The organism is Petralouisia sp., assembly GCF_056822245.1.
This window is the reverse complement of the sequence record NZ_JBQIOP010000010.1, coordinates 1-13,883: the sequence shown is the minus strand read 5'-3', so window position 1 is coordinate 13,883 and position 13,883 is coordinate 1. Positions and strand designations below refer to the sequence as shown.

Annotated in this window: 11 protein-coding genes; all 11 read right to left on the bottom strand. The window is 47.3% G+C overall.

Translation table 11 applies throughout. The features are described 5' to 3' along the window. Positions 1 to 392: 392 nt before the first annotated feature. Positions 393 to 1,430: an RIP metalloprotease RseP gene (gene rseP, locus ACTO17_RS05630; RefSeq protein ID WP_482557209.1), complete on the bottom strand. Its 1,038-nt coding sequence runs from the start codon at positions 1,428 to 1,430 to the stop codon at positions 393 to 395. A 1-nt stretch (position 1,431) separates the two neighbouring features. Next, entirely contained in the window at positions 1,432 to 2,574 is a 1,143-nt protein-coding gene (gene dxr, locus ACTO17_RS05625) for a 1-deoxy-D-xylulose-5-phosphate reductoisomerase (protein ID WP_482557208.1), read from the bottom strand. Positions 2,575 to 2,585: 11 nt separating this feature from the next. Further along, on the bottom strand, positions 2,586 to 3,386 hold the full coding sequence (locus tag ACTO17_RS05620; RefSeq protein ID WP_482557207.1) for a phosphatidate cytidylyltransferase: 801 nt from the start codon (positions 3,384 to 3,386) through the stop codon (positions 2,586 to 2,588). A 2-nt stretch (positions 3,387 to 3,388) separates the two neighbouring features. Continuing rightward, positions 3,389 to 4,114: an undecaprenyl pyrophosphate synthase gene (gene uppS, locus ACTO17_RS05615; protein WP_482557206.1), complete on the bottom strand. Its 726-nt coding sequence runs from the start codon at positions 4,112 to 4,114 to the stop codon at positions 3,389 to 3,391. A gap of 66 nt (positions 4,115 to 4,180) precedes the next feature. After that, positions 4,181 to 4,735: a ribosome recycling factor gene (gene frr, locus ACTO17_RS05610; protein WP_482557205.1), complete on the bottom strand. Its 555-nt coding sequence runs from the start codon at positions 4,733 to 4,735 to the stop codon at positions 4,181 to 4,183. 39 nt (positions 4,736 to 4,774) lie between these two features. After that, positions 4,775 to 5,470 (bottom strand): UMP kinase, encoded by a 696-nt coding sequence (gene pyrH, locus ACTO17_RS05605; protein ID WP_482557204.1) that lies wholly within the window; start codon positions 5,468 to 5,470, stop codon positions 4,775 to 4,777. A 12-nt stretch (positions 5,471 to 5,482) separates the two neighbouring features. Further along, positions 5,483 to 6,403 carry a polymer-forming cytoskeletal protein gene (locus ACTO17_RS05600; RefSeq protein WP_482557203.1) on the bottom strand — a complete coding sequence of 307 codons (921 nt, stop codon included), beginning with the start codon at positions 6,401 to 6,403 and terminating at the stop codon, positions 5,483 to 5,485. Positions 6,404 to 6,461: 58 nt separating this feature from the next. Then, positions 6,462 to 7,406 (bottom strand): polysaccharide deacetylase family protein, encoded by a 945-nt coding sequence (locus tag ACTO17_RS05595; protein WP_482557202.1) that lies wholly within the window; start codon positions 7,404 to 7,406, stop codon positions 6,462 to 6,464. A 275-nt stretch (positions 7,407 to 7,681) separates the two neighbouring features. Continuing rightward, positions 7,682 to 10,594 carry a PAS domain-containing hybrid sensor histidine kinase/response regulator gene (locus ACTO17_RS05590; RefSeq protein WP_482557201.1) on the bottom strand — a complete coding sequence of 971 codons (2,913 nt, stop codon included), beginning with the start codon at positions 10,592 to 10,594 and terminating at the stop codon, positions 7,682 to 7,684. 223 nt (positions 10,595 to 10,817) lie between these two features. Further along, positions 10,818 to 13,382 carry a heavy metal translocating P-type ATPase gene (locus ACTO17_RS05585; RefSeq protein WP_482557200.1) on the bottom strand — a complete coding sequence of 855 codons (2,565 nt, stop codon included), beginning with the start codon at positions 13,380 to 13,382 and terminating at the stop codon, positions 10,818 to 10,820. Between the two features lie 12 nt (positions 13,383 to 13,394). Next, a complete protein-coding gene (locus ACTO17_RS05580) occupies positions 13,395 to 13,703 on the bottom strand; it encodes a metal-sensing transcriptional repressor (protein WP_172538585.1) in 309 nt (102 codons plus the stop codon). Between the last annotated feature and the right edge of the window lie 180 nt (positions 13,704 to 13,883).

The window sequence follows — 13,883 nt, the reverse complement described above, 5'->3', positions numbered from 1 at the left end:
CGAAATCCACTGCTTACGCAGACTTAGGAAGGAAGGCTATCCTGACTTCCCTAGTCGAAGTTGGCGGTTAGTTCGCCGGAGCGTTGCCCCGTTTGTGTGTCAAAGGGCTATCCGGTAGTTCCGTCCGTATCCAAATATTCAACTTTCCCTGCAGCGTTGCCCCGTTTGTGTGCCAAAGGACTATCCAGTAGTTCCGTCCGTATCCAAATATTTAACCTTCCCTGCAGCGTTGCCCCGTTTGTGTGCCAAAGGGCTATCCGGTAGTTCCGTCCGTATCCAAATATTCAACTTTCCCTGCAGCGTTGCCCCGTTTGTGTGCCAAAGGGCTATCCAGTAGTTCCGTCCGTATCCAAATATTCAACCTTCTCTGTAATACTTAAAAAAAATCTCTCCTAAAAAATATTCCTAATATCATTGAACATTACAAAAACCATCAACGCCATCAATGCCATCAGCCCCACAAAATGCACCATGCCCTCTTTTTCCGGCGAAATCCTTTTCCGGCGGACTGCCTCAATGAGAAGAAACACCAGCCTTCCGCCGTCTAAGGCAGGAATAGGCAGCAGGTTCATGATGCCCAGATTGGCGGACAGGAAAATAGAGAAATTCACCATACTTAAAATTGCGCTTGCCGTACCGCCTATGGACTGGCTGTTGTCATAGGTATCTCCCATAATCTTTACAAGACCCACCGGGCCGGACAAATCCTGAACGCCCACTTTTCCTGTTACCAGCATTTTTAAACTTTCGATGGTATTTACAATCCAGTACCGGACTTCATAGACGCTGTTGACAAGCACCTGGCCGGCATTGCCTTTTTCCCGGTCAAGGGGCCGTCCCATCAGTCCAAGCATTTCTCTGCCGGATTCTTCATCCATTTTTGGGGTCAATTTCACCTTATGGCGCTCTCCCCCTCTTTTATACACCAGTTCCACATCCTCACCCGGATGAAAAAGGGAATAGCTGCTGACTTCCCGATAAAAATGGGTGCGGTAGCCGTTCATGGAAATAATTTCATCTCCTGCCATAAGCCCCGCTTCCTCTGCCGGAAATCCCTCTGTCACGCCAGATAACACCGGGCGGTCATAACCGGTAATTCCAACCACAATCAGCGCAAAAATCCAGGCCATAATAAAATTAAAGACAGGGCCGGCAGCCACCACGCTGATCCGCGCCCAGACGGATTTGCTGTTAAAAGACCGGGCGTCGCTGCTGTCTGCGTCCTCGCCCTCCATCATGCAGGCGCCGCCAAAGGGCAAAAGCTTCACGGAATATTTTGTCTCGCCTTTGGTAAAGCCAATCAACGTGGGCCCCATGCCCAGACAGAATTCATTTACTTTGATTCCATTCCATTTTGCCAGAAGAAAATGACCCAGTTCATGAAATAAAATAATAATACTAAAAATAATAATTGCGATTATAATATTCAATTTACCACCTGCTCTCTATCAGTGCATACACTTCCGCTTCCGTCTCAAGGATCTCTGAAACATCCGGTTCATTTACAAACTTACATTGTTCCATACATGTATTTATGATTTCCGGAATCTCCAGAAATGATATTTTTCTATTCAAAAACAGGGACACCGCCTTCTCATTGGCCGCATTATAAGCCGTTGGAATATTCCCGCCCCGCTCCATGGCGCGAAACGCCAGCTTTAAACCAAAAAAAGTCTCAAGATCCGGCTCTTCAAAAGTCAGGCTGGAAAGCTGGTAAAAATCAAGCCTTTTTCCGGACAGATTCCGCCGATTGGGATAATAAAGGGCATACTGGATGGGCAGGCGCATATCCGGCGTGCCAAGCTGCGCCAGTACCGCTCCGTCCTCATATTCCACCATGGAATGGATCACGCTCTGGGGATGCACCACCACCTGAATCTGCTCCGGCGCAACCTCAAACAGCCATTTTGCTTCCATCACCTCCAGGCCCTTATTTACCATGGTTGCAGAATCAATGGTAATCTTCCTGCCCATGGACCAGTTGGGATGCTTTAAAGCGTCCTCCACCTGAACCTGAACCAATTCCTCTCTTTTCTTTCCCCGGAAAGGCCCGCCGGAAGCAGTCAGCAGAATCTTCTGAATCCGGTTTCCCCGTTCCCCGTGAAGAGACTGAAAAATTGCACTGTGCTCACTGTCCACAGGCAGAATGGACACCTGCTTCTCTTTTGCCATAGGCATAATAATGTGGCCGGCAGTCACCAGCGTCTCTTTATTGGCAAGGGCAATGGTTTTCCCCGCTTCAATGGCAGCGATGGTAGGACGGATTCCAAGCATGCCTACAATGGCCGTCACCAGAATTTCTGTTTCTTCCATTCGGGCAATCTCCAACAGCCCTTCCATTCCGGACACAATCCGCACCGGCAGATCCCTGACCCGCTGCCGCAGAGAACAGGCTGATTTTTCCTCCCAAAGAGCCGCCAGTTTGGGCCGAAACTCCCGAATCTGGGCTTCCAGCAGCGTTTCATTGCTGCCCGCCGCTAAAGCTGTAATTTCAATGTCCTTCTGCTCCCGTACAATCTCAAGAGTCTGAGTTCCAATGGAGCCGGTGGAACCCAGTACCGCAATTTTCTTCATAACTTATCCTCTTATAATATATAGTGGGCCAGATAGTAAATAATCGGCGCCGTAAAAATCACACTGTCAAACCGATCCAGAATCCCTCCGTGGCCCGGAATCAGTCTGCCGTAATCTTTGATTTCATAATTGCGCTTAATGGCGGAAGCCGCCAGATCCCCAATCATGGAAATCAATCCTCCCGCAGCGGTAATCCCTGCCAGGATGAAAATTTCCTCTCTGGTAATCTGCATCTGTTTCTGAAAGGCAAAGCTGTAGAGAATTGTAAGCAGTATTGTGCCCAAAATACCGCCCGCCGCCCCTTCCACTGATTTCTTAGGGCTTAATTTCGGCGCCATTTTATGCTTTCCCAGCAGCACTCCCACACAGTAGGCGCAGGTGTCGCATCCCCAGGAACAGAGAAAAATCAGCCAGACAATATATGCGCCTCCAAAAAGCATTCTGGTCTGGTAAACGCAGGAAAGCATCACCGCCACGTAAAAGACGCCCAAAAATCCGGCAAAAACCTGTTCTGCCCTGTATTTTGGAAAAGACAGCACATAAACTGCCATCAGAAGAATCAGCAGTCCAAGTACAAATACTTCAAAATCCGGAATAAAAGAAAATTTCAGATTCAGATAATACACCGCCGCTCCCAGATAGCCTCCGCAGCCCAACAGAGATTTTTCCATCTGAAACACCCGGTACAGCTCGAACAGTCCAATGACAGAAACCGCCAAAAGGCCGGATAAAAGGATATCTCCCCCGGCAATGATAAGGACAAGGGCTGCAATTACCAGTACAATTCCGCTTAACAACCGTGTCTTGAACACCTCTAAGCCTCCTCTAATTCTGCAGAATCTCTGACTCCGCCAAATCGTCTGTCTCTTTTATTATAGTCCCGGACAGCTTTTTCTAATTCCTCTTTTGTAAAATCAGGCCAGGCCACATCTGTAAAATAAAGTTCGCTATACGCAAGCTGCCAGAGCAGATAATTGGACAGCCTTTGTTCCCCGCTGGTCCGAATCAGTAAATCCGGCGCGGGAATATCCCTGGTATCCAGATAGCTTTCAAACTTCCGCTCGTTTAATTCCTCCAGAGAAAATTTATCCGCTTTGTAATCGGCAAGCATCTGCTTCATTCCCCGAAGCATTTCATCCCTGCTGCCGTAATTGATTGCAATCTGAAAGTTGAGCCCGTCCTGATCTTTGGAAAATTCTTCCAGCCGCCGGATACTCTCCTGTATGTCAGAATCCAGTTTAGAAGTATCTCCGATCACTCTGACTCTCATATGGTTCTTCTCTGCCGTCTTAATACAGTTTTTCATATAATTGCGCAGCAATTTCATCAGGGCGCTGACTTCCTCCCTGGGACGGCTCCAGTTTTCTGTAGAAAAAGCGTAGACAGTCAGATATTTGATCCCCATATTCCAGGCTTCCCGGCAGATTGTCTCTACATTTTTCGCCCCCTGGGTATGACCGTAATTCCTGGGCATTTTATGCTGTTTGGCCCACCTTCCGTTTCCGTCCAAAATAATTGCTACATGCTGTGGAATATTCATAAAATCCTCCAATGATATGAAGAAAAGGACAGACGCTGACGCCATGCCCCTTTCAAACATTAGATATTAAACCGTAAGAATTTCTTTTGATTTTTCTTCTACTGCTTTATCTACTTTTTTGATGTACTGATCTGTTAATTTCTGTACCTGATCTTCCAATTCTTTCACTTCGTCCTCAGAAACGTCGCTGTTTTTGCCCAGCTTCTTGAACGAGTCGTTGGCGTCTCTGCGGATATTGCGGACTGCAACTTTGGCTGCCTCGCCCTTTTTCTTCACTTCCTTGGCCAGCTCTTTTCTGCGCTCCTCAGTCAATTCCGGGAAAGACAGACGGATGACTTTGCCGTCGTTGGTGGGATTGATCCCCAAATCAGAAGTGAGAATCGCTTTCTCAATCTCACGTACCATTTTAGCCTCCCAGGGCTGAATCAAAAGCATCCTGGGCTCCGGAACAGAAATATTTGCCACCTGCTGCAAACCGGTAGGCGTTCCGTAATAGTCTACTTTTATTTTATCCAGTACATGGGGATTTGCCCGCCCTGCACGGATAGAGCCAAATTCTTCTAACAGATTTTCGAATGATTTCTGCATCTTATTGTCATACTTCTGCAATCTTTCATCCATACTAAAACCCTCCCATTTTTATCAAATTCCCCAAGGCGTTCAGGGAAAGACCTTTGTTCCGGAAAAGTCTCCGCCGACTGCCCTCACAATGCTTTTTTCTTCATTCAGGCCAAACACATACATGGGCATTTTATTTTCCATACACAGAATAGACGCCGTCAGGTCAATCACTGCAAGCTTCCGGGCAATGACTTCCTGAATGGAAATTTCATCATATTTCACGGCAGAGGGATTCAGCTTCGGATCGCTGTCGTATACGCCGTCAATGGCTTTCGCCAGGAAGATTCCTTCCGCCTCAATCTCAACCGCCCGCAGCACGGTCGCCGTATCTGTGGAAAAATAGGGATGCCCGGTTCCTCCGGCAAAGAAACACACCATGCCTTTGGAAAAATATTTATTTGCCCTGTCTTTGGAAAAAAGTTTTGTAAAAGCTCCGCAGGTAAAGGGGGTCAGAATCTGAGTTTTCATTCCAACGGAACGGAAAATCTCAGAAACATAAATACAGTTCATTACCGTGGCAAGCATTCCAATCTGATCTGCCCTGGTACGGTCAATTGTCTCACTGGTTCTTCCCCGCCAGAAATTGCCGCCGCCAATGACGATTCCCACTTCCACTCCGTCCTCTGTAAGCCTTTTCACCTGTTCGGCCACCCGGGTGACGGTAGGTTCGTCAAATCCGGTGTGCTTTTCTCCTGCCAGCGCCTCTCCGCTTAACTTTAATAATATTCTTTTCATTGAATGCCTTTCTTATTTATCAAAAAAAGTCTCCATATCCACATCTGCATAACACTGGGAGCAGAAGCCTTCGATCACTGCGCCGTTGTTAATCTGTACGGAACGTGATTTGATATTGCCCATTACTACTGCGGAGGTGTCTACCACAACCGGCCCCTGTACGTCAATATCTCCCTTGATAGCGCCTGCGATTACTGCGCTGGTTGCGGTGATATTTCCAACCACTACAGAGCCAAGGCCAATCTTAACGGTTCCGCTGGTGGAAATTTCTCCCTCCACCTTAGCAGCGTCTGCAAAAAATTCAGATGCTTCCGCATTGCCGTGGATGCTTCCGGTAATGGTTACCTTGCCGTTGCAGCGTACATTTCCTTCGATTTTTCCTCTTAACTCAAAAGAACCGGTGGATTCCAAATCACCCTTCAGAGAAGTTCCTTCTGTAATCACCGTCACTTCGTCTGAAATTTCAGCGGAAAGACCTGCAATAATCTTAGCCTCTGCGGTTTTCTCTGCATCTGCGTTTACTTCCTCATTGGTAATATTTTCCTCATTTACAACAGCTTTTGTAGTCACAATCGTTTCCTCCTTATGCTCCGGCTCTTTTACCGGGATTTCTTCTGTTCTGATTTCTTTTTTAACTTCTTTTCTGGGTTCTGGAATTGCTCTTTCTATGGGTTTCTCCGGCTCAGCCTTCACCTTTGGTTCTTCCGGCGTCAGAACAATCGGTTTCTCTGACTGCTTAGCCGCCACTTCATCCACTTTTTCAAACAATCCTTCTAATTTCTTCAACTCAGACTGCACGTCCACTTCCTGCTCCAGAGTGTTTACAACCAGTTCCGGACGCTCCGGCGCGGCTGCTTTCAGCTCTTCTTCTCCAGGAAGCAGCTCGTTCACTGCCTGAGATAAATCTTCTTTGAAATCTTTAAAAAAGCTCATATATGTACCTCCATAAATTATTTGCTTTTTACCTGGGCTGCCATAAGACAGCCTTTGTTCATTGAACACTCTCCGCCGGAATCTGCTGAATCGGCGTTGTATTTTCATCAATTGGCAGCAGCTCAGCTCCCAACTCCTGTAATTTGTCAATCATTACAGGAAGCGCTTCCACTGTTCCTGATTTGTTGGAAGCATCGTGCATCAATACAATGGATGTCTCATATCTTCCCACGTCATTCATTACATTCTGCACCAGTTCATCCGGCGTGTAAGCCTGGCTTGTAGCGTCTCCGCTTGCCACATTCCAGTCATAGTAGGTGATCCCTTTCTCCTTCAGAAAACGAATAAATTCTGTCATATCTGTGTTGCTGACCTGGTTGCTGCTGCCGCCGGGAAACCGGAGAATCTCGGGAGTCACCCCCGTTACCTCCGACAAATACGCCTGTAAATGGGCCATATCTTCTGAAAATGATTCCAAAGACTGATAAATCACGCTGTATTTATGTGAAAAAGAATGCATTCCAAGTGTGTGCCCCTCAGCCACAATTCTCTGATACAATTCTTTGGATTCCTCATCTTCCTGCCCGATGACAAAAAAGGTGGCTTTTACATTTTTTTCTTTTAAAATATCCAGAATCTTGGCCGTATTCTCGCTTGGACCGTCGTCAAAGGTCAGATATACCTTCCGGCTCTCTCCTTCTTCCAGTGCATTTTCCAAAATGGTGCCGTTCTTGACCGAATCTGACGTCTTGGCCGTTCCGTCCGGAGAAGCTGCGCTTTTCTCATTCACATTCTCCACCACCTGCTCCACAGAAATCACAGACTCTGCCAGCTTGTCCAGCCGCTCTTCCAGATGAAGAAGCTTGACCAAAAGTGTGACAGACAGAACGCTTGTCCCTAAAATCCAGATTGCCACGCCTGCAACAATGGTTGATTTTATCTTTCTGATCCGTTTGCGCCTTAACTGCTGCTCACGTAATCCACTGGTTGTATTATCTTCCATATACGGACCTCCCCAGTATTTATACCCGTGAGCCAAATGATTTGCCAGCCGAACCCTGCTCTTTTTAAGAAGAACTGCAAATCGTCCGACAGATCAGTATGCTCTCAAGTATAAGCATCACTCTAGATTATTGTAACACATTTTTTTAAAATTACATTAAAAATATGTGAAAAAATAGTGGTATTTTTTCACATATTTTATTTTATTTTCCATATTTTTATATTTTTTGACTTATATTATCAGAAAATTTACGGTTTTTTCTGATGATTTGAAAATCAGTTTTCTTCTTCAGCGGATCTGTTCCAGGCTGTCAGCCACTTTCGCATGGTTTCCATCAGAAGCTGAATATCCAGCGGCTTGGCCAGATGTCCGTCCATGCCTGCCTCTTTGGACATCTGAATGTCCTCCAGAAAAGCGTTGGCCGTCACTGCCACCACAGGCACCCTTCTCTTCCTTGTATGTTCCAGTTTCCTTATGTTCCGGGCCGCCTCATGGCCGTTCATCACCGGCATCTGAATATCCATAAAAATCAAATCATAATATCCTTCCGGCACATGTTCAAACATTTCCACCGCTTCCTGACCGTTTTCAGCAGTCTCAATAACAACGCCGGTAGAACCGATAATTTCCATTGCAATCTCCCGGTTTAATTCATTGTCCTCCACAAGCAGAATCCGCTTTCCCTCAAAGGAAGGAATCTCGTCTTTTGGCTCATCTGCCGGAACGTTTTCTTCTTCCTGCTCTTTTACCGAAGAGTCCTCCGGCTCCGGAAGCTTCAGGAAAACCGTCACTGTAACGCAGGTGCCCTGGTTCAGCCCGCTTTCCACATGTATGGTTCCGTTCATCATCTGTACAATATTCTGGGTGATTGTCATTCCAAGGCCGGTTCCCTGAACTTTGCTGACTCTGGAATCCTCTGCCCGCTCAAAAGGTTCAAACATTCTGGGAATAAATTCCGGCTCCATTCCTATCCCGGTATCCTCAAAAACAAATTCATAACAGCCGGCCCGATCTACCGTTGTCTGTTTCTCACAGACACGCAGTGTAATTTTCCCGCCGTTGGGCGTATATTTGATGGCGTTGGAAAGCAGGTTTAAAAATATTTGCTGCAGCCGCAGCGGGTCTCCAAGCACATCCTCATGCTGCAGTATTCCAAAATCTGTCTGCAGCTCCAGGGATTTCAGGGCAAGCTCCGGCTTTATCTGCTCCAGAACACTGTAAACCGCATCCGGCAGATGAATTTCTTCCTCATTCAGTGAAATATTTCCGTTTTCTACTTTTGACATATCCAGAACCTCATTAATCAGGTTCAGCAGCAGTTTGCCGGAGGAAGAAATCTTTTCCAGGCATTCTCTGATCCGGGCCGGTTCTTCCAGGTGCGCCCCGGCGATGGCCGTCATTCCGATAATTGCGTTCAGCGGCGTTCTGATATCATGAGACATTCTGGACAGAAACAGGCTTTTTGCTTCATTGGCCCGGTTGGCCGCCTGATATGCCTCTGTGATGGCTTCCCGGTTTTTCTGCTCCCTCTCCAGATTTTCCAGTTCCCTCCGTTTACGGGCGTCCACGTTTTTCTCAAACACCAGCACTCTTTTTCCCTCGCCGCGTACAACCGAACGCAGGATAAAAGAAATCCATTCATAGTCCCCTTCTTGTGTTTTCATCAGAAATTCGCAGTATTCTTCTCCCAGACGGTTCTCATGTTCCAACCGGCGCAGCCGCTCCAGATCAATCTGTTCCATATATTCTTTTCTGGAATCCGGATGAATACTTTTTTCCAGATTTGCCAGAACAATCTCTGAAAAACTTTTGGAATATTTTTTCCGCGAAATCTGTTTCCCATCAAACATCACCCGGTATACGGCTTCCTGCTCCAGTTCCACTTCATAAATGGCATCATAAGAATCTGAGATTGCATAGCCCAGCAGTGCATTATCATATTCCCTTTTTAACGCTTTACGTTTCTCACCGGTAATATCCAGAAAATTAATGGTCACAAATTCCGGTTCATTCTGTCTGCAGGATACCAGGTTGATTTCCAGACGGTTCCACACCGGCTTGTTCTGCTCCCGGCGCACACACCGGTATTCCACTTCCATATGACTGGCCTTGGGGCTTAAATTCTGAATGAGATACTCGGGATCTATGATTGCTTTCACTTTTCTCCGATCTTCAAAGGCAATCTGGGTATCCACATAATGCTCTATAACTTCTGTGTAATCTCCCCGTTTGGGAATCATGCTTCTCAAATGCTCTGGGATACGCACGGCATAGTATGTATTAGCCCGAAGATTCACATAGTGAATGCCGGTGTAGGAATGACTCAGGGATTTTATGGCCAAACGGTTGATTTTCAGTTCCTCCAGATGGCTCTGATTCTCCCGGCGCATCTTTTTCATCTCATGGATATCCCGCATGGTTCCTACGATTTTTGCCCTGCATCCGTGTTCCAGTATCTTCCGCCCCGTCATCTGATACCAGCGGGCGCTTCCGTCCAGTTTCAGCTGCAGTTCCATATGCTCCTCGGTACCGTTTTTCAGCAAATTACCCAGTTTGGAAATATCTCCGGAATGAACCGCTTCCCCTGTCATCACTTTCTTCCGGTAATCCTCCACAACTTTTCGTCCGGTAAACAGGTTCCCATCTTCATCCGTATCCGACACATGCATGACAAAACGGTCTTTTTCCATATCATATTCATACAGAATGTCCTCGCTGCTTTCCACGGCAATCTGATACAGCTCCCGTTCCTGGCGCAGCTGCAGCTCCAACTGCTTTTTCTCTGTAATATCTGTCATTGTCCGCTGGATGACCGGGCGGTTCTTCTCATCCCTTTTCAAAAAATGGGAACTGGCTAAAATCCAACGGTCATCTCCTCTTTTTCCTTTTGCCTGATACTCAAATTTCACCATGTCCCCAGGCTTTTCCAGCGTTTTTGTCAGCGATAAAATTTTCTCCCGGTCCTTTTTTATCACATGGCCTGCCGTGCCGTCAAAACCATCCGCCATACATTCCTGCATGGTTTCATAATCCAACATATGCAGCGCGGCCTGATTCATGGACAGCAGTTCAAATCTGTCCTCCCCTGTCTTAACATAACGGATAATTCCGCATTCCATTGTATGATAAATACTTTCCAGAAGCATTTCCTGCTCCCGGGCTTTGTTTTCAAATGTCCTGTCGCCCATCAAAAAACATTCTCCTTCGTTTGCGTGCCTGTCTTTTTTTCTATCATACCCTTTCATGGTCAGAAAGTCAAACCTCTGCTGCATTTGAAAAACGGAGCGGGACTGCCGCATTAAGAAGCAAATATACGAGATACAATATTTTGTAAATAGAAATTATACCATATCTTGCAGTTGTATTACTCAATGCAGCAACCCCACTCCGGCTTTCTAAAACGTGATGCAGTTATTCGATGGAAAGCACCTTATAATCTTTGTCCTCCACTGCTTTTTTCAGGATTTCCTCTGAAATTTCTTCTGTCAGCGTCACCACCGCCGTTCCTGCTTCATGGCTCACAGAAGCTTCCGACACCTCTTTCAGCTCCTCTAAGCATTTCTTAACTGCCGCTTCACAGTGACCGCACATCATACCTTCGATTTTCATTGTTTTTACCATTTTCTTTTCCTCCTTGATTTCTGTTTTCTGATACGTCTGGACGGAATCTTCTTTGACCGCCTGTTTTATGTTTCCATGGGCGCCCTTTTTCTTCGGCCTGTCTTTGGTCCCGTCGTGAATATTCTTAAAGTTCAGACGCAGCGCATTTGTCACTACGCAGAAACTGGACAGGCTCATAGCCGCCGCCCCGAACATGGGGTTCAGCTGCCATCCCAACAGGGGAATCCATATCCCTGCCGCCAGGGGAATTCCAATCACATTGTAGATAAAGGCCCAGAACAGATTCTCATGAATATTGGTGAGAGCCGCCCGGCTTAACCGGATCGCGGCTGCCACATCGCTGAGACGGCTTTTCATCAGCACGATATCGGCTGCATCAATGGCAATATCTGTTCCGGCGCCGATGGCAATTCCCATATCCGCCCGGGTCAGGGCCGGAGCGTCGTTGATTCCGTCCCCTACCATAGCGACCTTTCCCTTTTCCTGCAGGGTGCGTATCACGCTTTCTTTTCCATCCGGCAGCACTCCGGCCACCACTTCATCCACTCCGGCCTGGCGGCCGATGGCATTGGCTGTTTTCTCATTGTCTCCGGTCAGCATCACCACATGGATTCCCATTTGCTTCAGCTGTCGGATTGCCTTTGCGCTGTCGTCTTTCATCACATCTGCAACGGCAATCATTCCAAGCATTTTCCCGTTTTTTGCAAAAAACAGCGGTGTTTTTCCTTCCTCTGACAGGGCTTCTGACTGGGCTTTCAATTCCGGCAGAACCTCCGCACGGCTGCTGATAAATCTGTAATTCCCGCCGCACACTTCCATGCCTTCGATTATACCTGAAAGGCCGTTTCCGGGCAATGCCTGGAATTCCGTTACCTCCGGCAGTTTTCCTTTGACATATTCCAGAACCGCTTTCGCCAGAGGATGTTCGCTTTTCTGCTCCAATCCTGCGGCCATCTTAAGCAGCTCTTCCTCAGAAATCCCTTCTGCCGGCAGAATATCCGTGACCTTCGGCTCCCCGTTTGTGATGGTTCCCGTTTTATCCAGGGCCACAATATCCACCTTGCCTGTCTCTTCCAGGGAAACGGCTGTTTTAAACATAATTCCGTTTTTGGCTCCCATGCCGTTTCCTACCATAATAGCTACCGGAGTTGCAAGTCCCAGGGCGCAGGGGCAGCTGATTACCAGTACCGAAATGCTTCGGGCCAGGGCAAATCCTATGGTTTCTCCTGCCAGAAGCCAGGCTGCCAATGTAACAACGGCAATTCCAATTACTGCGGGGACAAAGACATATGATACCTGATCCGCCACTTTTGCAATGGGGGCTTTGGTAGCGGCGGCGTCGCTTACCATCTGGATAATCTGGGACAATGTGGTGTCCTCCCCTACCCTTGACGCCTGGCACTTCAGGAAACCGGACTGATTGGTGGTAGCCGCCGATACTGTATCTCCCACAGTTTTGTCACTGGGAATGCTCTCTCCTGTCAGCGCCGCTTCATTGACAGCGCTGTTTCCCTCCAGTACAACCCCGTCCACCGGAATATTTTCTCCTGGACGAACCAGGAAAATATCTCCTTTTGCCACCTGCTCAATGGGCGCCACTGTTTCTGTTCCATCCCGCAGCAGAGTCGCCGTCTTAGGGGCAAGCCTCATCAGGCTTTTTAAGGCGTCTGTGGTGCGGCCCTTGGATCTGGCTTCCAGCATCTTTCCTACGGTAATCAGCGTCAGAATCATGGCTGCCGACTCAAAATAGAATTCATGCATATAAGCCATAACTCCGGCCCCGTCTCCCTTCATCTGCGCATCTGTCATGGCAAAAAGAGCATATGTGCTGTAGACAAACGCCGCACCGGAACCCAGAGCCACCAGCGTATCCATATTGGGGGATTTATGCAGCAGGCTCTTACAGCCGCTGATGAAAAACTTCTGGTTGATCACCATAATCGCAGCTGTCAAAAGCAGCTGCAGCAGCCCCATAGCCACATGGTTTCCCTTTAAAAACCAGGGGACAGGCCATCCCCACATCATGGTTCCCATGGAAAAATACATCAGTACTATTAAAAATCCAAGAGAAGCATACAATCTCTGTTTCAAAAGCGGGGTTTCTTTGTCTTTTAACATATCCTCTGCCCCGCCGGCAGTATTGCTTCCGGCTTCTGCGCCTTTGACTGAGGCTCCGTATCCTGCCTCCTCCACTGCTTTGATAATCTCCTGCGCCTTTGCCGTTCCCTCCACACCCATGGAATTGGTCAGCAGACTGACGGAACAGGAAGTAACGCCCTCAATCCCGGATACTGCTCTTTCCACCCGGGCGCTGCAGGCGGCGCAGCTCATGCCGGTTACGGTATACTGTTCCATATTATCACCTCTTTATTTCATCAATTTCTGAAGGACTGTCAGCAGTTCATCCACAGTTTCCTCCCGCCCTTTCCGAATATCATCGGTCACGCAGGTCTTTATATGATTCGCCAGCAGAACTTTATTAAAACTGTTTAAGGCCGCATTGGCCGCCGCCACCTGAATCAGAATGTCCGGACAGTACACATCTTTTTCCACCATCCCTTTGATGCCGCGGATCTGTCCTTCGATCCGGTTCAGACGGTTGATTAAATCTTTATATTCTTTTTCAGAACGTTCTTTGGTTCTGTGACAACTGCAGGATTCCATTTCTTCTGCCATCTGTATTCCTCCTTCCTGAAACCATTATATACCCTATGGGGGTATATTGCAAGGAAAATTTTTAAGCTGACAAAAAGAAATTACACCACTTTACAAGTTTTTATAGAAAAAAATGCCGTATGAGACACTTGGGTGTATAATAAGTTTGCACACTAAAATATACGAAAGAAGTGATCCCAT